The following is a 24,097-nucleotide window of genomic DNA, read 5'->3' as shown; positions in this document are numbered from 1 at the left end:
GCGCGACGATATGCATTCACGTATATAGTTCATCGAACGCAAGAGGTTGAATGCATGCGCCACCTGACCATTCGGAACGTCCCGACCGACCTCGGCAAGGCCCTGGAGAAAGAGAAGAAGCGCCGGGGCGCTTCGCTGAACCAGACCGTCCTCGACGTGCTCCGGGAGGGGTTGGGGGTCCTCCCCGGCGCGAGCCGAAGCAACGGCCTCGGACGGCTCGCCGGCACCTGGACCGAGGCGGAGCGGAAGCGCTTCGACGCCAGCGTCGCCGTCGTGGAACAGATCGACGAGGACCTCTGGCGGTGAGCCGCTACTGCCTGGACACCTCCGCCTACAGCCGTTTCAAGGCGGGGGACACGCGGGTTGCGGATCTCGTCGATGCCGCAGACTGGGTGGGTGTTCCGGTGACGGTACTCGGCGAACTCTGGGTCGGCTTCCTCCTCGGGGGTCGCGCGGAGCGCAACGCCGCCGAGCTTCGCGAATTCCTCGCCCATCCCCTTGTCGAGGTCGTGGAGACCGACGCCGATACCGCCCGGATCTTCGCGGAGATCGTCGTGGGCCTTCGACGGGCTGGACGCCCCGTTCCCACCAACGACATCTGGATCGCGGCGTCGGCGGCCCGGACCGCCGCGACGGTCCTGACATGTGATGCGCACTTCCGGAACATCGGGCGAGTGGGGTCGATCGTCGTCGAGCCCGAGTCCAAGGACTGATCAGCGGTCGGCCAACTCCCGAAGCGCAGGCCCCGCCAGCCGGAAAACCGTCCAGTCGTCCATCGGCACCGCCCCGAGCGACCGGTAGAAGGCGATGGACGGCGCATTCCAGTCGAGAACGGCCCACTCCATTCGCCCGCAGTCCCGTTCGATCGCGATCGCCGCGAGGCGTTGAAGCAGCGCCTTGCCGACCCCCTTCCCGCGATGGTCGGGCTCCACGAACAGGTCCTCCAGGTAGAGCCCGGGCTTCCCCACGAAGGTCGAGTAGTTGTGGAAGAACAGGGCGAACCCGACCGGCTCGCCGTCGAGGCGCGCGATCAGGGCCTCGGCGTACCGCTTCTCGCCGAAGAGGGTGCGCCGCAGCCCCTCCTCCGTCGCCGTGACCTCGTGCTCGAGCTTCTCGTAGGTGGCGAGGTCACGGATGAAGCGGAGGAGCAGGGGAACGTCGTGCTCGCGGGCCCACTGGATGTTCATGACGGGAGTTTTGCACGAACGCTCCACGTCGTCGGCACCTCCGTCGGTCATGCTTCCAGGCGAACGGAGGTCCCCATGCGCCCTCTGCCCCGTGCGATGCGGGAAGCCCCCCGGCTCGACCCGTCCCTCGAGACGCCTCCGCCGACCCCACGGCGCGCGCTCCTCCTGAATCCCTTCTACCCGAAGGACCCGCACGGCAGTTTCGGCAAACACGTCCTCACCCCCACGCTCGCCCTCACCTCGATCGCCGGGGCCACGCCTCCCGACTGGGAGGTCGAGTACTGGGACGAGAACCTCCTGCAGGGACTCCCCCCCACGGATCCCTTCCCGAGCGTGGTGGGGATCTCCGTTCATCTCACCTTCGCGAAGCGGGCTTATGCCCTGGCGCGCTGGTATCGGGACCGCGGCGCGAAGATCGTCTTCGGCGGCCTGCACGTCATGAGCTGTCCCGACGAGGCGGCGCCCCACGCCGACGCCCTCGCGATCGGCGAGGGGGTGCAACTCTGGCCGAGGATCCTGGAGGACGCCGCGGCCGGACGGCTTCAGCCGCGCTATGTGGGGAGTTATCGAACGCCGTACCGCGACGAGCCCGCGCCGCGACGATCGCTCCTCCCGAGGCGGGACTTCCTGACGACCTCGAGCGTCAACGCGACCCGCGGGTGCCACAACCGCTGCGGGTTCTGCTACCTCGCAACCGACGGCCTGCACATGCCCTACCAGATGCGCGACGTCGAGCAGGTGGCGGCCGAGGTCGTCGCGAACGACGAGCCCTACTTCGTCTTCACCGACAACAACCTCGGCTCGCGCCCGGATTACCTCCGGTCGCTCTGCCGCGCGCTCGCGCCCCTCGGCAAGATCTGGAGCGCCGCGGTCACGATCGACGTCACCGACGACCCCTCGCTCGTCCGCGGGATGGCGCTCGCGGGGTGCACGGCGGTCTTCGTGGGCCTCGAGACGCTCACCGGGGAGAACCTCGACGACGCGCGGAAGAAATCGCCGCGTCCCGAGGACTACGCCCGTCGCGTCGAGGTCTTCCACCGGAACGGGATCGCGGTCAACGCGAGCTTCGTCTTCGGGTTCGACCACGACCGCCCCGACGTCTTCGACCGTACCGCCGAGTGGGTCGAGGAGAACCGGCTCGCCTGCGCGACGTTCCACATCCTGACGCCGTATCCCGGGACGCCGTTCTTCCGGCAGCTCGAGGCGGAGGGGCGGCTGCTTCACCGCGACTGGGACCTCTACGACACCGGGCACGTGGTCTTCCGGCCCAGGCACATGAGCCCGGAGGAACTGCTCGAAGGGTACGACCGCTGCTACCGGAGGTTGTTCTCCGCGCGCTCGATCTGGAAACGGCGCCCGCGCCGGGCGGGGGAGATCCCCGGGTACCTCGCGATGAGCTACCTCTACAAGAAGTCGAACCGCCTCTGGCCCTGGCTGATCCGCGCGCGCTTCACCCACGCCGCGTGGCGGCCGATCGTCGAGGCCGCGCGGTGGCGGCACCTGCGGTTCCGCCGCGGACTCGCGCGCCAGGTCGTCGAGGTACCCGGCGCGGCGCCCGTCTACGGCGGGGTCTAGGCGCCGCTCACGCGCCTTCGCCCGTCGAGGGCTTCGGCTTGGGCGAAGGGCACAGGATCGAGCTGCGCAGATCGCGGTTGAGCATCGCGATGAAGTTGACGCCGATCTCCTTCGGGCAGGCGTTCTGGCAGGCGCCGTGGTTCGTGCACGAGCCGAACCCCTCCTGGTCCATCTGCGCGACCATCGCGTTGACGCGGTCGTAACGCTCGGGCTGACCCTGCGGGAGCAGGCCCAGCTGGGAGACCTTCGCCGAGACGAACAACATCGCCGAGGCGTTCGGGCACGCCGCGACGCAAGCGCCGCACCCGATGCACGCGGCCGCGTCCATCGCCTTGGCGGCGACGTCCTTGCCGATCGGGATCGCGTTCCCGTCGGGGGCGTTGCCGGTGTTGACGGAGACGTACCCTCCCGCCTGCATGATCCGGTCGAACGCCGAGCGATCCACGATCAGGTCCTTCAGGACCGGGAAAGCGGTCGCGCGCCACGGCTCGATCCACAACTCGTCGCCGTCCTTGAACGAGCGCATGTGCAGCTGGCAGGTCGTCGTCGCCTTGTGCGGCCCGTGCGGCGTCCCGCTGATCACGACCCCGCAGGCGCCGCAGATCCCCTCGCGGCAGTCGTGCTCGAAGGCGATCGGTCGCTCGCCTTTCTCCTCGAGCCGCTCGTTGACGATGTCGAGCATCTCGAGGAACGACGCGTGGTCGGAGATGTCCTTCGCCTCGAGCCGCTCGAACTTCCCGGGGGCCTTCGGACCCGCCTGGCGCCAGACGTTCAGGATGAGGTTCATTACTTGTAGCTCCTCTGCGTCAGGTGCACGTTCTCGAACTCGAGCGGTTCGACGTGCCTCGCGGGCTCGGCGGCCGGGCCCCTCCACTCCCACGCGGCGACGTGGCAGAACCGGTCGTCGTCGCGCCTGGCCTCGCCGTCTTGCGTCTGGTGCTCCTCGCGGAAGTGGCCGCCGCAAGACTCGTCGCGTACCAGCGCGTCGCGGCACATGAGCTCGGCCAGCTCGAAAAAGTCGGCGAGACGTCCCGCCTTCTCGAGGGACTGGTTCACGTCCTCGCCGTCGCCGACGACCTTGACCTCGGCGTGGTACTGCTCGCGAAGGGCCGGGATCGCGGCGATCGCCTCCTTCAGGCCGGCCGCATTGCGCCCCATCCCGCACTTGTTCCACATGATCTGGCCGAGCTCGCGGTGGAACGAGTCGACCGTGCGCCTGCCCTTGGCGGTCAGGAGCTTCGCGGTCCGCTCGGCCGCCTCCGTCTCGACGGCCTTGCAGGCGGGGTGGTCGGTCCCGATCTTCTCGAGCTTCGACTGCGCGAGGTAGTCGCCGATCGTGTACGGGAGCACGAAGTATCCGTCCGCGAGCCCCTGCATCAGCGCCGACGCGCCGAGGCGGTTGGCGCCGTGGTCGGAGAAGTTGGCCTCGCCGATCACGTGGAGCCCCGGGATCGTCGACATGAGGTTGTAGTCGACCCACAACCCGCCCATCGTGTAGTGCGGGGCGGGGTAGATGCGCATCGGCGTCTCGTAGGGGTTTTCCCCGTTGATCCGCTCGTACATCTCGAAGAGGTTGCCGTAACGCTCCGCCACGACCGACTTTCCGAGGCGCGCGATCGCGTCGGCGAAGTCGAGGTACACGCCGTTCTTGCGCGGACCGACGCCGCGCCCCTGGTCCACCTGCTCCTTGGCGCGGCGCGAGGCGATGTCGCGGGGGGAGAGGTTGCCGAAGGAGGGATAGAGGCGCTCGAGGTAGTAGTCGCGGTCGGACTCGGGGATCTGGCCGGGGGCGCGGGTCTCGCCCGGGTTCTTCGGGACCCAGATGCGGCCGTCGTTGCGCAGCGACTCCGACATCAGGGTGAGCTTGGACTGCCATTCCCCCGACTGCGGGATGCACGTGGGATGGATCTGCGTGTAGCAGGGGTTCGCGAAGAGGGCCCCGCGACGGTACGCGCGCCAGATTGCGGTGACGTTGCAGGCCTTGGCGTTGGTCGAGAGGAAGAAGACGTTGCTGTACCCGCCGGTGGCGAGCACGACGTCGTCGGCCACGAAGCTCCGGATCTTCCCGGTGACGAGGTTGCGGGTGACGATCCCCCGCGCCTTCCCGTCGATCACGATCAGGTCGAGCATCTCCTCCCGGACGTGCATGGCGACGGTTCCCGCGGCGATCTGGCGGGAGAGTGCCTGGTAGGCGCCGAGCAGGAGCTGCTGGCCGGTCTGGCCCCGGGCGTAGAAGGTCCGCGACACCTGGGCGCCGCCGAAGGAGCGGTTGGCGAGGGTGCCGCCGTACTCTCGCGCGAAGGGGACGCCCTGCGCGACGCACTGGTCGATGATGGCGCCGCTCACCTGGGCGAGGCGGTAGACGTTCGCCTCGCGGGCGCGGAAGTCGCCCCCCTTCACGGTGTCGTAGAACAGGCGCCAGACCGAGTCGCCGTCGTTCTGGTAGTTCTTGGCGGCGTTGATCCCCCCCTGCGCCGAGATCGAGTGGGCGCGCCGCGGGCTGTCGTTGTAGGTGAACGCCTCGACCTTGTAGCCGAGCTCGCCGAGGGTCGCGGCCGCCGACGCTCCGGCGAGGCCGGTGCCGACGACGATGACCTTGTACTTCCGCTTGTTCGCGGGATTCACCAGCTTCATCTCGAAGCGGTGCTTGTCCCACTTGTTCTGGACCGGGCCGGAGGGGATCTTCGCGTCGAGGTTCATCGCATCCCCTCCTTACTTGATCACGCCGGCGAGGACCGCCAGCGGAAACGAGACGTTGCCGAGAAAGACGACGAGGCCGATCGCGAGCGCCGCGGGGCGCCGGAGCCGCTCGAAGCGCGGGTTGTCGATCCCCAGCGTCTGCGTCGCACTCCAGATGCCGTGGTAGAGGTGGAAGGCCAGCGCCGCCATCGCGACGACGTAGGCGAGCGCCACCGGCACGCTCGAGAAGCCGACCACGAAGTTGTGGTACGGGTCCTCGGGGCGGAAGTCCGGGTGCACGTTCCCGGTCGTCAGGTGGAGCAGGTGGAAGACGACGAAGGCGGTGAGGATAACGCCCCCCCAGCGCATCGTGCGCGAGGCGTAGCTGAAGGAGAGGTCGTTCCCCTTCGCGTATTTCCCGGGCCTCGCCGCCCAGCTCGCCCGGGTCAGCGCGATCGCCGCCCAGATGTGCACGCCCACGCACGCGAGGAGGACCACGCGCGCGATCCACAACACCCCGTTCTGGGGGATCGCGGGGGCGCCGGCGGTCCGGAGGAAGCGCGCGTATTCGTTGAAGTGCTCGGCGCCGAGGTAGGCCTTGAGGTTCCCCAGCATGTGCACGACGACGAACGCGACCAGCACGATCCCCGTCGCGGCCATGAGGATCTTCTTCCCGACCGAGCTTTGGGGTAGGGATTGCAACCTTTCCATCGGTTCTCCGTGCGTGGATCGGTCGAAGGAGCGGGATGGTAGCACCCTGACAGGAGGGTGCCGACGTGATCCGCGTTAGACTCGCGGCACCTTCGGAGGGGTCCTCGTTGAACGGCGACGACAACGTCTACGCACCGCCGGCGGCCGACCTCACGACGACGCCCGGCTTGCGGGCGGGAGTCCCCGTGCCGCCGTATCGCGATCCCGGCATCCGGGCCCGATGGGCCGTCGCCGGGCTTGCGGCCAGCACGGCCTTCGCGATCGCGGTGTACTTCGCGAATCCGACCGCCCTGAACCCCAACGACCTCGCGCATGCCATGACCCTCTTCGCCCTGCTCGTGATCGTCGCCGTACTCTCGATCGGTGCCGTCGTGGCGTTCTGCATGTGGTTCCACCGCGTTTACGCCAACCTTCCCGCCCTCGGGCACGCCACCCCGCGTTTCACTCCGGGGTGGGCGGTCGGCTATTTCTTCATCCCGATCCTGAACCTCTTCCGTCCCTACCAGGCGGCGCGGGAGGCCTGGATCCGCACCGAGGACGCGCTCGCCGGGGACACCGGTGGGTTCGCGGTCGAGCGCGGCGCGGGGCTCGTCGGCGTGTGGTGGGCGCTGTGGATCGCGATGAACCTCGTGTCGAACTTCGAGAACATGGCGCCCGCGACCTCCGGCGGCGCCGCCGACGCCGCGTTCCTTCGGTCGGTCCAGTTGGTCGGGGTGCTGCTCACGACCGCTGCGACGACGGCGGCGATCGCGATGGTGCTCGGCCTCACGGGCCGCCAGCGGAAAGCCGCGGCGAAGCTCGGCGTCGACGCGCGCTGAGGCCGTGGCCGTGTGCGGGGGGCGCTGTTAGCCTCCCGGCGTGACACCCCCGGTCCTCCGGTTCACCGGCGTCTCGAAGACCTACCGTCTCGCCGACGGGCGGCTCCACCACGCGCTCCATAACGCCACCGCGGAGGTCCCCGAGAGATCGAGGATCGCGGTGATCGGCCGCAGCGGCAGCGGCAAGAGCACCTTCCTCCACCTCGCCGCCGGGATCGACAGCCCCACCGAAGGGCGCGTCGAGCTGGAAGGGCACGACCTCGCGTCCCTCTCCGAGGCGCAGCGCACGCGACTGCGTCGCGACGCGGTCGGGTTCGTGTTCCAGTTCTTCCACCTGCTCGGCCACCTCTCGGTCGTCGACAACGTGATGCTCCCGTGCTGGATCGCGGGGGACCGCGGCGACGGCCCCAGGCGCCGGGCCCTCGAGCTGCTCGAGCGTGTCGGGCTCGCCGACCGGGCGGGAGACCCGGTGCAGAAGTTGAGCGGCGGCGAGATGCAGCGCGTGGCGATCTGTCGGGCCCTCGTCCGCAAGCCGCGGCTGCTTCTCGCCGACGAGCCGACCGGCAACCTCGACGACGACAACAGCCGCGTCGTCATGGACCTCCTGCTCCGCCTGGCCGCGGAAGAGGGATCGACCCTCCTCTACGTGACCCACAGCCTCGAGCTCGCCGCGCTCGCCTCGGCGCGCTGGCGCCTGCACAGCGGGACTCTCGAGACCGCCTGAGATGGGCCGGCTGCTCCTCCTCGCCTTCGTCGCGCACTTCCGCGCGGGGAAGGTGCTGTTCCTCCTGACCCTCGCGGGGGTGGCGCTGGGCGTCGCCTCGGTCGTCGGCATCCAGATCCTCAACCGCTCGGCCCTCGGCGCCTTCGAGGGGAGCCTGCAGGCGGTCAGCGGCGAGGCCGATCTCTCGGTGCTCCCGCGCGCCGACGTCCTCGACGAGACCCTGCTCCCGCGGGTGCTCGCGACGCCGGGGGTCGCGGCGGCGTGGCCGCTCTGGCGGGTGGAGGTCGCGCTCGCCGGGGAGCCCGAGCCGCGGTTCCTCCAGGTCGTCGGCGTCGATCTCTTCGCGGCGGCACGGATCCCGTGGGACGGGGAAGCCCCTCCCGGCGACCTGGGCGAGGCGCTGGTGAAACCCGGCTGGGTCGCGGTGACCCCCGAGCTCGCCGCCGAGAAGGGGTGGAAACCCGGAAGCACCTTCGAGGTGAGCCTCGGCACGCGGCGCGTGCGCCTGCACGTCGGGGCGCTCGTCGACTTCCGGAAGCTCACGCCGCTGGCGAGCCGCCGGCTCGTCGTGATGGACCTCGCGCAGGCGCAGGACCGTTTCGGGGCGCGCGGGGAGCTCGGGCAGATCGACGTGAAGGCGAGCCCGGGAGAGCGCGACGCGGCGGCGCGAGGACTTCGAGCGCGGCTGGGCCCCGGAGTGGAGGTCGTCTCCCCCGAGCAACGGCGAAGCCAGGCCACGGGGCTTCTCGGCGCGTTCCGGCTGAACCTCACCGCCCTGTCCCTGATCAGCCTGTTCGTCGGCGGGTTCCTGATCCACGCCTCGACGCGGGCCGCGCTCGTGCGCCGCCGCTCCGAGTTCGGCCTGCTTCGCTCGCTGGGGGCGTCGCCGGCGCTGGTGCTCCGCCTGATCCTCGCGGAGGTCGCCGTCCTCGGCACGCTCGGGACCGTGATCGGCGTGCCGCTCGGCTGGGCGGCGGCGCAGTCGAACGTCGAGACGGTCAGCCGCACGATCTCGAACCTGTACATGCTCGAGGAGATCGAGCGCCTCGATTTCCCGTGGTGGATGGTCCCGCTCGCCGCGGCGGTGGGGGCGGGGGGCGTCCTCGCGGGGGCCCTCGGCCCCGCGCTCGAGACCGCGCGCCGCGATCCGCGACGCCTGCTCGCGGCGTTCGACCTGCACGAGTCGCTCGGCGGCGCGTCGAAAGGCCTGTTCGTCGCGGGGCTCGCCGTCCTCGCCGGCGCGGGGGTGTTCGGAGCGGTCGTGCGAGACGCGTGGCGGCCGGGGGGCTTCGTGCTCGCGGTCGCGATCGTCGTCGCGATCCCCCTCGTCGTCCCGTGGCTGCTGTCGCGCTCGGCGGCGCGCCTTCGCGCCGGCGGCTTCTCGTTCCTGTACGGCGCGCGGGCGCTGGGAGCGCGCCTCGGCTCGACGGCGTTCGCGGTGGCGGCGCTGGCGGTCGCGGTGGCGATGCTCGTCGGGATCACGCTGATGATCGGGAGCTTCCGTCGCACGGTCGAGCTGTGGATCGGCAAGACCCTCGCGGCGGACGTCTACGTCACCACCGCGTCGTGGGAGCGCTCCCGGCGCGCGGCGGTCCTCGACCCGGCGCTCGAGCGGGGGCTCGCGTCGATGCCGGGAGTCGTCGCCGTCGATCGCCTGCGTCAGGTCGTCGTCCGCAGCGGCGAGCGCCGGATCACCGTCGGCGGCGCCGAGCTCGGACGCGCCCCCGACCTCGCCCGCGTGGAGCTGCTCTCCGGCGATCCCGTCGTCGCGATGCGCCGGGTGATCGACCACGGGGCGGCGCTGATCTCGGAGCCGTTCGCGCGGAAGGCGGGGCTCGCCGTCGGCGACCGGTTCCCGGTCACCGGGCCGGACGGGGACGTCTCCCTGGAGGTCGCCGGGATCTTCTACGACTACAGCTCGGAGTCGGGAGGGGCGCTCGTCGACCTCGCGACCCTCGATGGGATCTTCGGGCCGCGACCGGTGTCGAATATCGCCCTCTACCTCGCGCCGGGCGTCGATCCCGAATCGATCGTGGACCGGATCCGCGCGGAGTTCCCCGACGCGGGGCTGCAGGCGCGAAGCAACCGCACGCTGCGGGAGGAGGTCTACCGGATCTTCGACCAGACCTTCGCGGTCACGCGGCTGCTCCAGGCGATGAGTCTCCTGATCGCGGCCTGCGGGATCACCCTCACCCTGCTGATCCTCGCGCGCGAGCGGGTCTCCGAGCTCGCCTTGTATCGCGCCCTGGGCGCGACGCGCGCGCAGATCTTCCGCGTCTTCCTCGGGAAAGGACTGGGCATGGGGGTTCTCGGCCTCGCGGTCGGAAGCGTCGCCGGGGTGCTGCTCGCGCTCGTGCTCGTGCTCGTCATCAACCGCGCCTGGTTCGGGTGGACGATCGCGATGCACTGGCCGTGGGGGGCCCTCGCCGCCCAGACCGGGACGATCCTCCTCGCGGCGATCGCGGCGAGCGTCTATCCGGCGGTCCGCGCGAGCGGGACCCCGGCGACGGAGCTGAGCCGCGACGACCTATAAGCCGGCTCGCACGCCGTCCCGGGTCAACGTGACGTCCACCGCGCGATCGGCGAGGACGAGCCTCCGGTCGTCGGCGGCGCGCACGCGGATCCGGGCGGGGCCGAGCGGGAGGTCGAGGGTCACCAGCCGGCGGAAACGGCGCGCCTCGTCGCGCGCCGGCCGCGTCTCGAGGGCGATCGTCGCCTCGTCGAACGCCTCCGCGATCACGGTGCCGTCGGGCCGGAAGGCCTGGACGAAGTAGCCGACGCGGCATCCCCAGGTCCCGTCCACGTTGCGGAGGGGAAGCTCGTTCACCCCGAGGTCGAGGGTGATCGGGAGACGGCGCCGGTCCTCCGCGCTCCCCGTTTCCGGCGCCCGGATCGACAGGTCGATTCCCGCCGAGCGGGGCTCGTCGCCCGGGCCGCGTGCGCGCCGCGCGTGGTCGAGTCGGAGTCCGCGGCGTCCCGGCTCGATCCGCAGCCGCGCGCCGGGATCGGCCCCCTGGGGCCGGTAGAAACCGACCACGTGGAGGGCGTCGTAGGCGCCCTGCGCGCGGAGGATCTTGCCGGCGAGGTCCTTCGCTCCGAAATACGCCTCGCCGCCGGTTTCGTTCGCGAGCGCCTCGAGGGCGCCGCTCGTCGCCGCGTACGCGTCGGTCCAGGGGTGCGCGCCCAAAGCCCCCGAGGCCGTGCCGCGCTCGACCTCGACGCCGTCGTGGTGCCCGCGCTCGGCGGGGGATCGCGTGTCGAAGGAGTAGACCGCGACCCCCGCGCGTGCCGCCGCCTCGTGCAGCGCGGTCGCCTCGAGGGCGACGTCGGGGCCGAGGTCCCGGCCGATCCCGGTGAGAGGGGTGCGCGATCCCGCGCCGAACAGCGCGAGATGGAGGCTTGCGGCCTGCGCCGGGGGATCGGCGTACCAGCCGTCCGAGAACAGGAGCACCTGCTTGCGCTCGGGGACGGCGGCGAGTTGCCCGACGAGCGAGCGCAGCGCGCCGAGCGTCTCTCTCGATTCCGCGTTCCACTGCGCGACGGCCGGCTCCAGGATCGCGGTCGCGCAGTCGCTCCCGTCGCCGCCGACCCGCCTCGACCCGCTCTCGGCGGCGGAGGCGCACGACTCGATCTCGTTCCAGAGCGCCGTCGTTTCGCGACGGCGATCGCGCTCTCCGCCCCGGCCCGCGAGATCGACCGCTTCGAGGGCCTCGAGCGCCTTCCGAGGGTCCGCGGTGAACGTCCGGACCCACTCCGGTCCCGAGCCGAGAAGGACCACCGCGAACCGGTCTCCCGGCCGCGCCCCGTCGCGCAGCCAGCCGGCGGCCGCTTCCTTCCAGGCCGTGCGTGCGCGGGCGCGGCTGTTCGCGACGTCGAAGGCGAGCACGAATCGACGGGCCGGGAGCGGTGCTGCGACCGGGACCGTCGTCGGCGCGACCGCGCTCCCGGCGGCGTCGTAGAGCGCCGTCGGGGGGGCTGCGCTCCGGCCGGTCCCGAGGAACGGCTCGACGAAGGCGACGTTCCTCGGCTCGCGCCCTTCGGTGACCCGCAGGTCCTCCGGGAGCAGGGTCCGGACCGGAGCGCCGTCGCGGTCGGTCGCCCGGACGACGACCTCGACCAGGGTCACCTCGACCTTCTCCTGCAGCGCGACCACCGCGGCGAGCACGAGCGCGATCATCGCGCCTCCGGGCCGGGGAGGCGCAGGTCGAGGACCATCGCGGCGGGGGAGCCGCGCGGGCGGACGAGCAGCTGGGCCGACGCCCCTCGTCGCGTCCGGAGGCCGCCCGGAATGCGGAAGTAGAGATAGCCGAACGCTCCTTCCGACAGCCGGAGGTCGAGGCCGTCCCGGGGTGTGGGCCCGTTCCGCTGCGGGAAGAAGTCGAGCGACGCCCATCGCCAGGGCGGCGAGGGCCATCGCCCGAACACGGCCTCGAGGAATCGCGATCCCAGGCGCCGGTCGGCGCGCGCTCTCCGGTGCTCGCGCCAGAACTCCTCCGTCCCCGCCGCGGGCAGGCGCGTCCCGTCGGGGAAGAAGAGCTCGAAGCTCTCCCGCGTCAGCGTCAGCGACCCCTTCCCCCGCTGGAGCACCACGACGAGCAGCGGGACGAGCTCCGCATCCGCGGGTGTGTTCGCGGCCGCGCGGGTGTCCGCGCCGAGGAGGACGTCGCCCCCTTCGCTGAAGAAGGTCGTCGAATCGTCGCCGATCGAGGCGGCGAGCACGATCGCGACAAGCGCCGTCGCGGTCATCCGCGCCCTCCTTCCCCCGCGCGCACGCGGCGCAGCAGCTCGAGGGCTCGCGCGCGGTCCTCGCCGTCGACGAGCGCGGCGTATCGCTCGAGCGCCGCGGCCGCGCGCCCCCAGGCCCGTCCCCGTGCCGAAGCCGCGGCCAGGTTGAACCAGGCGTCGGCGAGGGTCGGGTCCGCTTCGACCGCGCGGTCCCACGCATCGATCGCGCCGGCGTCGTCGGCCGACCGGGCGCGGACGACGCCGAGCCCGTTCCAGGCCTCCGCGAGCGACGGTGCGGCCGCCACGGCCGCCTCGAGTCGCGCGCGCGCGCCGTCCACGTCCCCCGTGTCGAGCAGCAACGTGCCGAGATCGGCGAGACCCTCCGGGTAGGTCGGATCGAGGGCGAGCGCCCGCTCGAAACGACCGCGCGCCTCGACCCGGTTTCCGAGGACCGCCGCGACGCGACCGAGAGCGCTCTGCGTCTCCGGGTCGGCCGAATCGCCGAACGGGGCGAGGAGCGCCGATGCCGCGGCGGTGTCGCCCCGGCGCAGCATCAGAAGCGCGCGCCGCACCCGGCTCGTCTCGTCCGTGGCCGGCGCGAGCGCCTCGGCGGCCTCGTCGAGGCGGCCGAGGTCCGTGAGGAATCCCGCGAGGTGCGAGCGCGCGGGGGCGCAGCGGGGGCGGCGCTCGAGGAGCCGGCGCAGCCCGGTGACGGCCGCGTCCCGGTCCCCGCGCCGCCACGCTCCGAGCGCCGCGTCGATCGCACGGTCCTCCTCGACGAGGTGCTTGGGGTCCTCGACGCCGGCGCGATCGGAGGTTCCGACGAGATACCCGAGGGAGCGAAGGCGCGCCGCGGCGTCGTCGTCGACGGGAGCGGCGGCGAGACCGCCGTACGCCTCCTTCGGGAGGTCGGCGACCAGGGCCTCGTAACGCGAGGTCTCCACCGGGGCGAGATTGCGGCGCTCTCCGGGGTCGGCCTCGAGGTCGTACAGCTCGGGCTCGGGGAGCCGGATCGCCTTGTAGCGCCCGCGCACGACCGCCGCGAGGGGGGCGGCCCCGCGGTGCAGGTGGGCCGCCATCGCCTCGACGTACGTGTCGGCGACCTCGCCGCCGTCGAGAAGCGAGCGGCCGGGAAGTCCGTCGGGTGCGGCGATCCCCAGCCGCGCGCAGACCGTGGGCACGACGTCGACGTGGCCGACCGGGCGATCGACGGCGGCGGGGGCGAGCGTGCCGCGCTCCCAGACGACCAGCGGCACCTTCGCCGTGGCGTCGTAGGCGAACAGGCCGTGCGTCGCCTCGCCGTGTTCGCCGAGGGACTCGCCGTGGTCGGCGGTCAGCACGACGAGGGGACCCGGGCCGGGCTCCGCGCGCAGGGCCTCGAGCAGCGGAGCGAGCTCGGCGTCGGTCCGCTCGACCTCCGCGAAGTACGGCTGGTCGGGCCACCGCGAGGCGAACGGCTCGGGAGCGTCGTAGGGGAAGTGGGGGGTGAAGACGTGCACCCATAGGAATCTCGGCGACGGGTTCGCGCGCCACCACGCCAGGGCGAGAGCGACGGTGGCGGCCCCGTCGCGCTGCGCGAGGGCATCGGCGGCGCCCGAGCCCGCCGCGCCGACGGCATCGTCGTAGAGGTCGAACCCGGCATCGAGCCCGAACCGCCCATCCAGAGGGAACGCCGACACGAACGCCGCCGTCCGGAACCCGCGCGCCCGGAGCCAGCTCGCGAGCGTGGGGCTCCGTTCGTTCAGCGCGAACCCTCCGTTGTCCCGGGCGCCGTGCTCGAACGGCAGGCGTCCGGTCAGCAGCGACGCGTGGGACGGGAGCGTGACCACCGCGTGCGCCCGGGCGTTCGAGAAGACGATCCCCTCGGCGGCGAGGCGGTCGATCGCGGGGGTTCGGATCCGCGCGTTCCCCGCGAACCCCGCGGCGTCGTGGCGCCAGGTGTCGACGGTGATCACGACCACGTCGCGCGGGCGAGGCGAGCTCGCGGCGCCGCACCCGGCGGACAGCGCGACCAGTGCGAGCACGAGGGCGAAGCGCACGGCGACACCTCCCCCGGCGGCGCGGCATGCGCCCCGGATTCTTGGAGGTCTACGGGAAACCGGACGCGCCGGAACGTCGAATCGGCGAATCGGACGATGCGTGCGGCGAGCAGGCCGTCGCCGCCGTCCCGGCGGACCCCTCGGTGGCAGAGCCGTTGCGTGGAAGGCGGCGCACTCGGCGCGCGCTCCATTCGCCGTCGAGCAAGGAGGAAGCATGAACCGGATACGACGATGGAACCGATGGCGATTCGCCGCGGCGGCGGTCCTTCTCGCGGCGGCACCCGTCGCCGCGCAGGAGTACCGCGGCAACCTGTTCGTCGAGGTGAAGGACGACGCGGGGAAGCCGGTGGCGGGGGCGGAGCTGACGCTCGCGGGGGGCGATTTCTCGCGCGCCTCGACGACCGGTGCGGACGGGAAGGCCCGATTCGTGCGACTCGAGCCGGGGGCCTACCGGCTCACGGCCTCGGCCAAGGGGTTCGCGAAGGTGACGGTCGAGCAGGTCGACGTCGCCACCTTCCAGAGCGCGTCCCTGCAGGTGCGGCTCACGCCGGAGTCGCAGTTGAGCCAGACCGTCACCGTCACCGCCGAGTCCCCGCTGCTCGACCAGCGGCGCATGGGCACCGCGACCGTGCTCACCCAAGACGAGGTGAGCCAGATCCCGACCTCGCGCGATCCGTGGGCGGTCCTCTCGACCGTCCCCGGCGTGACGACCGACCGCGTGAACGTGGCCGGGAACGAGGCCGGACAGCAATCCAACTTCGTCGGCAACGGCGACGACGGCACGAACACGACGTGGGTCATGGACGGGGTCGAATTCACCGACCTCGGCGCCGTCGGCTCGTCGCCGACCTACTTCGACTTCAACACCTTCGAGGAGATCGGGTTCGTGACGGGCGGGGCCGACGTCGACCAGGCCAACGGCGGGGCCCGCCTCAACTTCACGACGAAGCAGGGGACGAACGAGTTCTCCGGGAACCTGAGGCTCTGGTACACCTCGAAGGGACTGCAGTCCGACGTGAAGACGATCACGCAACCCGAGGGGGTCGTGGTCACGCCCCCCGACCCGGAGACCTTCTTCCCGGGGAACAACCTGCCGCCGAACAACCAGGTGAACGAGGTCTTCGAGAAGAACGTCTCGTTCGGCGGGCCGATCCTGAAGGACAAGATCTGGTACTGGGTCGGGTTCGGGCAGAACGACATCGACAACCAGGTCGCCAACGTCTCGGACAAGACGAAGTTGAAGAACACGACCGCGAAGATCCACGGGCAGGTCGGCGCGCGGTGGAACTGGAAGCTGTTCTACTCGAACGGCAACAAGGCCAAGGACGGCCGCGGCGCCGCGGTGACGCGCCCCGCGGAGACCACGTGGATCCAGAAGGGGCCCACACCGATCTACACCGCCTACGCGAGCGCGCTGATCAACCCGAACTGGGACCTGTCCCTCCAGGCGGGGCACGTCGACGGCAAGTTCAGCCTGACGCCGAAGGGGGGACTCGACGCGCAGATCTTCAACGACGAGAACAACGTGTGGAGCGGGTCCTACCTGCTCTACGACACCGTGCGCCCCCAGGACCAGTTCGTCGTCCGCGGGTCGAACTTCTTCGACACGGCGGGATGGGAGCACGAGGTCAAGTACGGCTACCGCTACAAGAAGACGACGGTCGAGTCGCTCTCGAAGTGGAGCAATCTCGACAACTTCGTCTACTCCGCCAGCTACGTCTATCTCTACCGCGAGCGGGACTACGCCGTGGACATGGAACACGTCAACGCGTGGGTCGGCGACACCGTGACGAAGGGGAACTGGGCGGTCACCGCCGGCCTCTCGTACACCGAGCAGCAGGGGAAGAACACCCCCGCCGACGTCGCGGCGGTGGGGCTGTGCCCGACGTGCCTTCCGGGCGTCTCCTACGCGGGCGGGAGCGAGGTCTTCACGTGGAAGGACGTGAGCCCGAGGGTCGGCGCGACCTACACCTTCGACACCCGCAAGCGCCTGCTCCTCCGGGCCAACTACGCCCAGTACGTCGACCAGCTCTACGTGAGCGACATCAACTACGACAACCCCGCGGCCTCGTACGCGTACCTCGTGCACGCGTTCGCCGACGCGAACGACAACCGCAAGGTCGATCCCGGGGAGTTCTCGACCGATTGCGCCGATGCGCTCGGCGGCTCGGTGGTGGCGTGCGACCCGACGTTGTTCGCGGACAGGATCGACCCCGACTACGAGGCGCCGCGCGTCCGCGAGTTCATCTTCGGCGCCGAGGTCGAGCTCGCGCGCGACTTCACGATCGCGGCGAACATCCTCTGGAGGAACCGGGACCGGGACCGGTGGATCGAAGGGAACCTCGACGGCAGGCCGGTCGCGGCCGCGGGACCGCTCTACGACGTCCCCCACTTCGAGGCGACCGGGGAGCTTCGGCCGATCGACGCGAGCTTCTACGACTGTTCCGCCACCGTGTCGGGAACCTTCCCGGACGGGACCCCCTACAGCGAGCCGTTCTGCACCCTCAGCCCGGCGGGGGAGCTTCTCACCAACGACGGAAGCCCCAGCTTCCTGACCAACCGCCCCGGGTACGAGCAGCGTTACAAGGGGCTCGAGATCACCGCCACCAAACGGCTGTCGAACCGGTGGATGCTGCGCGGATACGTGGCGGTGAACGACTGGACCCAGGAGTTCAGCGGGACCCAGGGGATCTCCGACCCGACCAACTTCCAGGGCGGCACCACCGAGCCCGGCGGAGAGGTCTCGATCCCGTCGGTCGGCTCGGGGACCAAGGACGGCGTCTGGCTCGGCACGAGCCGCTGGCAGGCGAACGTCAACGGCCTCTACCAGCTTCCGCGGGACATGACGCTCTCCGGGAACCTCTACGTTCGCCAGGGGTACGGCATCCCGTACATGCATCGCGCGAGCGGGAAGGACGTCCAGATCGGCGAGATCGGGGACGCGAGGTACGACACCCTCTGGACGTTCGACCTCGGCTTCGCGAAGAACGTGAAGCTCCAGAAAGGGGGCGTGCTGGAGCTGCGGGCGGACATGTTCAACGTCTTCGACCGCAACACGGTGCTCTCGCAGAAGCCGCGCGTGAACTCGGCGGGGAACACCAACGCGATCACGGAGACCCTCAGCCCGAGGATCATCCGTGTGGGCGCGAGTCTGAACTTCTGATCGACGGGCCCCGGGGGGGACTTCCCTCCGGGGCCCTGCTCGGGGGCGGGATGCGGATCCGTTCGTCGGTACTCGTCGTCGCCCTGGCCGTCGCGGCCTGCGGCGGGGAGCGCGAGCTCCGCCGCCCGGACGCGAACGTCCTCCTGGTGACCCTCGACACCACGCGCGCCGACCGGATCGGCGCCTGGGGGCACGCCACCGCGCGCACCCCGACCCTCGACGGGCTCGCGCGCGAGGGGCTCCGCTTCTCCCGCGCCTATTCGTCGGTCCCGCTGACCCTCCCCGCGCACGCGGCGCTGATGACCGGAACCCCCCCGCCGGTGCACGGCGTGCGCGACAACGGGGGGTTCTTCCTCGCGGACGGGCACGAGACGCTCGCGGAGATCCTGCGCGCGAGCGGCCGCGCGACCGCGGCGTTCGTCGGTGCCTTCGTCCTCAACCATCACTGGGGGATCGCGCAGGGGTTCGACCATTACGACGACGCGTTCGGCCCGGACGACCCGGTCGCCGCCGCCGACCTCCACCAGCAGCGCGACGGCGCCGAGGTCGCCGACCGGGCGATCGCCTGGCTCGAGGCGAACCGGGCCCGGCCCTTCTTCGCGTGGCTCCACTTCTACGACCCGCACTGGCCGTACGAGCCGAAGGGGGAGCTCGCGACCGCCTTCGCGTCGGCCCCGTACGACGGCGAGATCGCCTACGCCGACGCGCAGCTGGGCCGCGTGCTCGACCGGCTGCGCGAGCTCGGCCTCTACGAGAACACCGTGATCGTCGTGACCGCCGATCACGGCGAGGGACTCGGCGAGCACGGCGAGCCCGACCACGGCATCTACGCCTACGACTCGACCCTCCACGTCCCGCTCGTCGTGCGCCTGCCGGGGGCGTCCCGCCGGGGAGTGGTGGACGACGTGGCCCGGGACCTCGACGTGATGCCCACGATCCTCGACGTCCTCGCGATCCAGCCCCCCGCGGCGGTGCGCGGCGCGAGCCTGCTCCGTCCGGCCGAACGCACGGCCTACGCGGAGTCGTTCTACGTCCGGTTCCACTACGGGTGGCGGGAGGTGACGGCGCTGCGCGAGGGGCGCTTCAAGCTCGTCGACCTTCCGACGGTGGAGCTCTACGACCTCGAGCGCGATCCCGGCGAGACCCGCAACGTCGCCGACGTCCACCCCGAGCGCGTCGCCGAGATGCGCGCGACGTTGCGGGGGATGGCCTCCGCCTCGACCCCGGCGCCGCAGGCGATCGACCCGGAGGCGCTCGCGCGCCTGCAGGCCCTGGGGTACGTGGGGGGCGTCGCGAAGACGGCGGGGTCGGAGCTTCCCGATCCCAAGGACAAGGGTGAGGAGCTCGACCTGCTGGTCCGCGCGGCCCGCGCGACGTCCCAGGCGATGCGTTCGGGGAGGTACGGCGACGCGGCCGCGGTCGTGGAGCGAGCCCTCGAGGTGGAGCCGAACTACGTCGACGGCTGGCAGTTCCTGGGAACGATCTACACGCGGCTCGGCCGTCCCGACGACGCCGTCCGTGCCTTGCGACGGGTCCTCGAGGCGAATCCCGACGCCGTGCAGGCGCGGATGGGGCTCGCCCGGGCGCACGCGGCGAAGGGGGAACACGCCGTCGCCGTCGACCTCGCCGACTCCGTCCTCGCGGCGAATCCCCGCTACGTCGCCGCCTACCACGCCGCGGTGGAGTCCCTCGTCGCCGTCGGTCGGTTCGACGCGGCGATCGAGCGCCTCCGACGCCTGGAACGCGAGCGACCCGACGCCACGGGAACCGCGTACGAGATCGCCAGGGTGCTGCTCGCGGCGGGTCGCCTCCCGGAAGCCGAGGCGCAGATCCGGCGCGCGCTCGCCGTCCAGCCGCGGCAGCGCAGCGCGCACTTCAACCTCGCCCTCCTTGCCGACGCGCGGGGCGATCGCGAGGGGGCGCGCCGGGAATACGAAGCGGAGCTCGCCTCGTTCCCCGACAACGTGGAGGCGCTCACCAACCTCGGGATCCTGCACATGCAGGCGGGCCGGGGTCTCGAAGGGATCCGCACCTTCGAGCGCCTGGTCGCGACTTCTCCGGACGACCCCCGGGCGCAGGCGTTGCTGGCGCGCGCGCGGCGCAGCGCAGGGGTCAGCGGATCCCCTCGAGGATCGCGCGTTCGTTCCCGGCCTCCGGGTCGTCCGGGGCGAGGCGAAGGAAGGTCTCGATCTCCCGGGCCGCCGCGTCGATCTCTCCCAGGGCGAGCAGCGCGCGCCCGAGCAGGCGATGGGGCGGGGCGGAATCGGGGACCGCGGTGACGATCCGTCGCATGGCGTCGCGCACGCGCTCCATCTTCCCGGCGTTGTAGAGGGGGACCGCGGCGTTGTAGGCGGCGAGCGCCGTCTCGGCGTCGGGTGCGGGATCCCCCAGCAGGACGTCGAGCGCCTCGTCCGCGCGGCCGGCGTCGAGGAGGATCTCGGCGCCCCGCCGCGTCGCCGCGCGCCGGGCCCGGTCGGAGGGGTCGCGCGAGGCCAGCCGCGCCGCGGCTTCGGCGACGAGCGCGGGGGCGGACGCGGGCGTCGCGGCGGCGGCGTCGAGCAGGATCGCGGCGGCGACGGCGTCGATCCCCGATTGCTCCGGATCGGCCTGCAGCGCGCGCCGGATCGCCTCCGCGGCCTCCGGCAGGCGCCCCGTCTTCCACAACGCCACCGCCCGCAGGTACACCGCGCCCGCGAGCGTCGGATCGGCGGCGAGCGTGTCGTCGCAGGCGCGCAGGAGCTCCTCGAACGCACCCTCCGAGAGGAGCGCGTTGAGCCGCTCGAGCTTCGCCGAGGTCTGTCGCGCCGCGCGGATGTCGGACGGAGAGGGGCCGCCCGCGGGACCGATCGTCAAGACGATCTCCGCGCGTTGCGTGCCGCCCACGGCGAATGCGGGGGGCGCGGCTCCCGGCGGCACGTCCACGGCGGTCGCCCCGAGCCTCGCGCCGTCCGACCCGCGGATCGCGATCTCGAAGCGTCGCACGGCGACGGTGCCGTCCACGACGACGAGCCGGAACGAGCCCGGCGGGAAGGCCGGGATGACGAACCGCCCCTTCGTGACGCGGACGGGGGGGACGCTCGCCGGCGTGCCGTCCTCCGCGACGAGGTGCAACTCGAGGCCGTCGGCGGGTCGCCCCGCGAGGTCCTTCACGGTGCCGGTGGCGCGACCTCCGTCGGCTGCGGCGGACGACACGGACAGGAGCGCGAGGGCTAGCGCGAGCGCGCGGATGTTCATGACGGCCTCCGGAACATCGCCGAGAGGCGATCGGCTTCCTGCGCGGCGCGGACGGACGGCGCCGAGCGCAGGCGCCGGACGACGTCGCCGGCCCCCGCGGCGTCGCCCGCGAGGCGGCGGACGACGGCGAGGTGCGCGTAGGCGGCGACCTGGTCGGGGAAGAGCTCGATCTCCTGCTCGAGCGCCGCGGTCGCGCGGTCGGCGTCGCCGAGCGAGGCGAAGGCGCGGCCGCGCACGAGGGCGGCTCCGCGAAGCGCGGCGGGATCCGGGGTCGCGAGGGCCCGGTAGACCTCGAGGAGGCGGTCGGTCTCCGCGAGCGCCTCCGCGAACTTCCCCTGGGCGAGGAGGGCTTCGGCGAGGACGATGCGCGGCGCGATGCGCGAGCCGTCGTCGGCGATCGCGGCGCGCGCGAGCGCCTCCGCCTCGTCCCCCCGTCGCTCGAGGATCGCCGCCCTTGCCAGGACCTCGCGCGAGCCGGGGATCCCGGCGGCGAGCGCGACCTCCCCGAGGGCGCGGGCTTCGGGGATCCGCCCCTGCCGGAGGTTCGCCGCCGCGGCGCCGAGGGTGATCGGCGGCGCGCCGCCGGAGATCTCGACCGCCCGGTCCCACGCACGGCGGGCCGCCTCCACGTCTCCCACGGCGTCGAGGGCGCGTGCCAGTAGCTCCCAGCCGTCGAGCAGGCGCGGGTTCCGCGCGAGCAGCGGGGGAAGGTCCGCGACCACCTCCGCCGGCCGCCCCTCGGCGAGGGCGCTCCACCCGCGCCGGAGGCCGGCGAGGTCGCCGATCCGGTGTTTGGGGTCCGGAAGGTCCGCGTCGTCGGGGCCCGCGGCGGCGACGCCGCCGAGGTAACCGAGGGAGGCGAGCTTGGCGAGCGTCTCGCCGTCGACGGGTTCCGGTCGCTCGGGGAGGGAGCGGGCGCGGTGGGCCGCCGCGAGCAGCTCGGCGCCGAATCCGGGGGCGAGGTTGTGTTCCTGCCGGGGATCGCGCGTGAGGTCGTACACCTCGGGCTCCGGAGCCGCGATCGCCTGCAGGTCTCCTTCGATCGCGCTCGTGAGGTCGCTCCAGCCGAAGTGCAGTCGCGGGTAGGCCGTCTCCGAAACGATCGTGCGCCCCCGCGACGACGGATCGAGCAGGTCGCCGCGACCGAGGAGGGCCGGCGCGACCTCGGCGAGCCCGCAGGGTCGCGCCAGGGTCGTTCCGGCGCGCTCGCCGCCGGGGAGCTTCACCATCAGCGGGACGTGAAGGGTCGACCGGTAGAGGAAGACGCCGTGCTCCTCCTCGCCGTGTTCGCCGAGGCCCTCGCCGTGATCGGAGAGGAGGACGATCGTCGCGCGGTCCCAGGTCCCGTCCTCGCGCAGGGCGTCGAACAGCCGGCCGACGAGCGCATCGGCGTAGGCGATCTCGCCGTCGTACGGCCGCCCGGCGTAGCGGGTGCGGAACGGCTCCGGAGGGGCGTACGGCGCATGCGGCTCGTAGAGGTGCACGAAGAGCAGGAACGGCCTCCCGTCGCGCCGGCGCAGCCACGTCAGGGCGCGTCGCACCGTCTCGGCGCCGTCGCGGCTCGCCTCGGCCAGGCGCGAGGCGGAGGGGTCGATCGCGTCGTCCCAGACGTCGAATCCGTCGCCGATCCCGGTCTTGCGCCGGAGCACGAACGAGGAGACGAAGCCGGCCGTCGCGTACCCCCGCGCCCGCAGCGCGGCGGCGAGGGTGGGCGCCCTCGCCGCGTCGAGCGCGTAGCCGACGTTGTCGCGCACGCCGTGATCGGCGGGGAGGAGCCCGGTGAACAGCGACGCGTGCGAGGGCAGCGTCAGCGGGGCGTGGGTGTACGCGCGCTCGAAGAGGATCGACTCGCGACGCAGGAGGTCGAGCGCGGGGGTCGCGACCCCCCGGCCTCCCCACGCGGCGAGGTGATCGGCCCGCAAGGTGTCGATGGACACGATCACGATGGGGGCGTCGATGCGGCGTGGGGCAGGGCAGGAGGGGGCGCTCGCGCCGGCGAGCGCCAATATCGGGAACCAGGTGCCCATTCCGCGCCGCATCGACCGGGACATCGTGCGTCGATCGGCCCCGCCGCGGGCCCCGCGTGCAGCCGGGCGGACCGCTCGCGCCGCCGGCTCGCGGTCTCTACAGTGAGCGCGTGCTCGTCGCTCCGCTCGCTCTCGTCCTGACCCTGGCGGCCTGGAAGGCCGCCGTCCCCGATTTCGCATGGTCGTTCCCCCGCGACCACTGGGCGCACGACGGTTATCGGACCGAGTGGTGGTATCTGACCGGGGAGCTCGAGGCGGTCGACGATCCGGGCCGGACGTTCGGCTACCAGTTCACCCTCTTCCGGATCGGCGTCGCGCCGGAGCGGCCGTCGCTCGATTCGGCCTGGTCGGCGGCGAATCTCGCGATGGGGCACGCGTCGGTCACCGACGTCGCGGGGAGTCGCCACGTCTTCAGCGACGTCCTCCACCGCGCGATGCCGCTGCTCGGCGGCTTCCGGCCGTTTCCCGAGAACCCGATCGGTTGGATCGTCGCTCCCGCCGGCACCGACGGGAAGTGGGAGCTGCGCTGGAACGGCGCGGGGTTCGACGCCTCGATGCGCGACGACGCGAAAGGGATCGCCTTCGACCTCACGACGCGGCCGGAGAAGCCGCTCGTGCTGCAGGGGCCCAACGGCTTCAGCCGCAAGGGGGAGGGGCCCACCGCCGCGAGCCAGTACTACTCCTTCACGCGCCTGAGGACCGAGGGGACGCTCACCGTCGGAGGCCGAAGCTGGAAGGTGCGCGGCTCGAGCTGGATGGACAAGGAGTTCGGGTCCTCCCAGCTCTCGAAGGAACAGGTCGGGTGGGATTGGTTCAGCCTGAAGCTCGCCGACGGCCGCGACGTGATGCTCTACGCCCTGCGCCGGGCCGACGGGACCGCCGACTTCCGCAACGGCACCGTGATCGCGGCGGACGGCACGCCGCGCGGCCTCGACCCGTCGGCCTGGTCGGTCCGGGCGACCGGCTCGTGGACCAGTCCCGCGACCGGGGCGACCTACCCCTCGGGATGGATCGTCGAGCTTCCCTCGGAAGGGCTGCGCCTCGCGGTCGTGCCGCTCCTCCGCGAGCAGGAGAACGCGGGCTTGGCGTCCGGCGGGGTCTTCTACTGGGAGGGGGCCGTCGAGATCCGCGATGCCGAGGGGGAGCGGGTGGGCTCGGGGTACGTGGAGCTGACCGGGTACGGGAAGGGGAGCCGGCCGCCCGTCTGACATAATT

The 24,097-nt window shown here is 72.1% G+C and carries 17 protein-coding genes; 9 read left to right on the top strand and 8 right to left on the bottom strand.

The window, feature by feature from the left end:
• Positions 1-54 precede the first annotated feature (54 nt).
• Entirely contained in the window at positions 55-306 is a 252-nt protein-coding gene (locus VF139_03820; GenBank protein HEX6850509.1) for a hypothetical protein, read from the top strand.
• Entirely contained in the window at positions 303-713 is a 411-nt protein-coding gene (locus VF139_03815; GenBank protein ID HEX6850508.1) for a type II toxin-antitoxin system VapC family toxin, read from the top strand. The genes VF139_03820 and VF139_03815 overlap by 4 nt, the downstream gene beginning before the upstream one ends.
• Here VF139_03815 and VF139_03810 read toward each other — a convergent pair whose 3' ends face one another.
• Positions 714-1,187: a GNAT family N-acetyltransferase gene (locus VF139_03810; protein ID HEX6850507.1), complete on the bottom strand. Its 474-nt coding sequence runs from the start codon at positions 1,185-1,187 to the stop codon at positions 714-716. It lies immediately after the preceding gene.
• A gap of 75 nt (positions 1,188-1,262) precedes the next feature.
• Here VF139_03810 and VF139_03805 point away from each other — a divergent pair, with 75 nt between their 5' ends.
• Positions 1,263-2,762, top strand: a complete 1,500-nt coding sequence (locus tag VF139_03805; protein HEX6850506.1) for a radical SAM protein — start codon at positions 1,263-1,265, stop codon at positions 2,760-2,762.
• Between the two features lie 7 nt (positions 2,763-2,769).
• Here the strand turns inward: VF139_03805 and VF139_03800 are convergent, their stop codons facing one another.
• From VF139_03800 to VF139_03790, 3 genes are read right to left on the bottom strand one after another with little or no spacing between them, the layout of a single operon-like run.
• Positions 2,770-3,549, bottom strand: a complete 780-nt coding sequence (locus VF139_03800) for a succinate dehydrogenase/fumarate reductase iron-sulfur subunit (protein HEX6850505.1) — start codon at positions 3,547-3,549, stop codon at positions 2,770-2,772.
• Entirely contained in the window at positions 3,549-5,462 is a 1,914-nt protein-coding gene (locus VF139_03795) for a fumarate reductase/succinate dehydrogenase flavoprotein subunit (protein ID HEX6850504.1), read from the bottom strand. The genes VF139_03800 and VF139_03795 overlap by 1 nt, the downstream gene beginning before the upstream one ends.
• Before the next feature lie 12 nt (positions 5,463-5,474).
• Positions 5,475-6,152: a succinate dehydrogenase cytochrome b subunit gene (locus VF139_03790; protein ID HEX6850503.1), complete on the bottom strand. Its 678-nt coding sequence runs from the start codon at positions 6,150-6,152 to the stop codon at positions 5,475-5,477.
• Positions 6,153-6,217: 65 nt separating this feature from the next.
• On the opposite strand from VF139_03790, the gene VF139_03785 reads away from it, so the two are divergent.
• Genes VF139_03785 through VF139_03775 form a run of 3 tightly spaced genes read left to right on the top strand, consistent with a single transcriptional unit; the run spans position 6,218 to position 10,227 of the window.
• Positions 6,218-6,970, top strand: a complete 753-nt coding sequence (locus VF139_03785; protein ID HEX6850502.1) for a DUF4328 domain-containing protein — start codon at positions 6,218-6,220, stop codon at positions 6,968-6,970.
• A gap of 40 nt (positions 6,971-7,010) precedes the next feature.
• Positions 7,011-7,694, top strand: coding sequence for an ABC transporter ATP-binding protein (locus tag VF139_03780; protein ID HEX6850501.1), 684 nt, complete (start codon positions 7,011-7,013; stop codon positions 7,692-7,694).
• 1 nt (position 7,695) lies between these two features.
• Entirely contained in the window at positions 7,696-10,227 is a 2,532-nt protein-coding gene (locus VF139_03775; protein HEX6850500.1) for an FtsX-like permease family protein, read from the top strand.
• Here VF139_03775 and VF139_03770 read toward each other — a convergent pair.
• Genes VF139_03770 through VF139_03760 form a run of 3 tightly spaced genes read right to left on the bottom strand, consistent with a single transcriptional unit; the run spans position 10,222 to position 14,458 of the window.
• Positions 10,222-11,871, bottom strand: a complete 1,650-nt coding sequence (locus tag VF139_03770; protein ID HEX6850499.1) for a VWA domain-containing protein — start codon at positions 11,869-11,871, stop codon at positions 10,222-10,224. The two genes, VF139_03775 and VF139_03770, sit on opposite strands and share 6 nt — an antisense overlap.
• Entirely contained in the window at positions 11,868-12,440 is a 573-nt protein-coding gene (locus tag VF139_03765) for a hypothetical protein (protein HEX6850498.1), read from the bottom strand. Before VF139_03765 ends, VF139_03770 begins: the two co-directional genes overlap by 4 nt.
• Complete coding sequence (locus VF139_03760) at positions 12,437-14,458, bottom strand: sulfatase-like hydrolase/transferase (protein ID HEX6850497.1); 2,022 nt, start codon at positions 14,456-14,458, stop codon at positions 12,437-12,439. The genes VF139_03765 and VF139_03760 overlap by 4 nt, the downstream gene beginning before the upstream one ends.
• 214 nt (positions 14,459-14,672) lie before the next feature.
• Between VF139_03760 and VF139_03755 the strand changes: the two genes are divergently transcribed.
• Both VF139_03755 and VF139_03750 read left to right on the top strand, forming a co-directional pair.
• Positions 14,673-17,621: a carboxypeptidase regulatory-like domain-containing protein gene (locus tag VF139_03755; GenBank protein ID HEX6850496.1), complete on the top strand. Its 2,949-nt coding sequence runs from the start codon at positions 14,673-14,675 to the stop codon at positions 17,619-17,621.
• Between the two features lie 50 nt (positions 17,622-17,671).
• On the top strand, positions 17,672-19,900 hold the full coding sequence (locus VF139_03750) for a sulfatase-like hydrolase/transferase (GenBank protein ID HEX6850495.1): 2,229 nt from the start codon (positions 17,672-17,674) through the stop codon (positions 19,898-19,900).
• Between the two features lie 951 nt (positions 19,901-20,851).
• On the opposite strand, the gene VF139_03745 is transcribed toward VF139_03750, so the two are convergent.
• The gene (locus VF139_03745) at positions 20,852-22,894 is read right to left on the bottom strand and encodes a sulfatase-like hydrolase/transferase (GenBank protein ID HEX6850494.1); all 2,043 of its coding nucleotides are present in this window, start codon (positions 22,892-22,894) and stop codon (positions 20,852-20,854) included.
• A 98-nt stretch (positions 22,895-22,992) separates the two neighbouring features.
• On the opposite strand from VF139_03745, the gene VF139_03740 reads away from it, so the two are divergent.
• Entirely contained in the window at positions 22,993-24,090 is a 1,098-nt protein-coding gene (locus VF139_03740; protein ID HEX6850493.1) for a lipocalin-like domain-containing protein, read from the top strand.
• Positions 24,091-24,097 lie beyond the last annotated feature (7 nt).

The sequence above is a fragment of the Candidatus Polarisedimenticolaceae bacterium genome (assembly GCA_036376135.1).
Taxonomy (GTDB): Bacteria; Acidobacteriota; Polarisedimenticolia; order Polarisedimenticolales; family DASRJG01; genus DASVAW01.
This window is presented reverse-complemented; position numbering and strand designations above follow the sequence as displayed.

Excerpts from the sequence above, each read along its gene's own strand:
- VF139_03820 (HEX6850509.1), top strand. The coding sequence starts at position 55 with ATGCGCCACCTGACCATTCGGAACGTCCCGACCGACCTCGGCAAGGCC.
- VF139_03810 (HEX6850507.1), bottom strand. The coding sequence starts at position 1,187 with ATGAACATCCAGTGGGCCCGCGAGCACGACGTTCCCCTGCTCCTCCGC.
- VF139_03805 (HEX6850506.1), top strand. The coding sequence starts at position 1,263 with ATGCGCCCTCTGCCCCGTGCGATGCGGGAAGCCCCCCGGCTCGACCCG.
- VF139_03800 (HEX6850505.1), bottom strand. The coding sequence starts at position 3,549 with ATGAACCTCATCCTGAACGTCTGGCGCCAGGCGGGTCCGAAGGCCCCC.
- VF139_03795 (HEX6850504.1), bottom strand. The coding sequence starts at position 5,462 with ATGAACCTCGACGCGAAGATCCCCTCCGGCCCGGTCCAGAACAAGTGG.
- VF139_03790 (HEX6850503.1), bottom strand. The coding sequence starts at position 6,152 with ATGGAAAGGTTGCAATCCCTACCCCAAAGCTCGGTCGGGAAGAAGATC.
- VF139_03775 (HEX6850500.1), top strand. The coding sequence starts at position 7,696 with ATGGGCCGGCTGCTCCTCCTCGCCTTCGTCGCGCACTTCCGCGCGGGG.
- VF139_03770 (HEX6850499.1), bottom strand. The coding sequence starts at position 11,871 with ATGATCGCGCTCGTGCTCGCCGCGGTGGTCGCGCTGCAGGAGAAGGTC.
- VF139_03765 (HEX6850498.1), bottom strand. The coding sequence starts at position 12,440 with ATGACCGCGACGGCGCTTGTCGCGATCGTGCTCGCCGCCTCGATCGGC.
- VF139_03755 (HEX6850496.1), top strand. The coding sequence starts at position 14,673 with ATGAACCGGATACGACGATGGAACCGATGGCGATTCGCCGCGGCGGCG.
- VF139_03750 (HEX6850495.1), top strand. The coding sequence starts at position 17,672 with ATGCGGATCCGTTCGTCGGTACTCGTCGTCGCCCTGGCCGTCGCGGCC.
- VF139_03745 (HEX6850494.1), bottom strand. The coding sequence starts at position 22,894 with ATGCGGCGCGGAATGGGCACCTGGTTCCCGATATTGGCGCTCGCCGGC.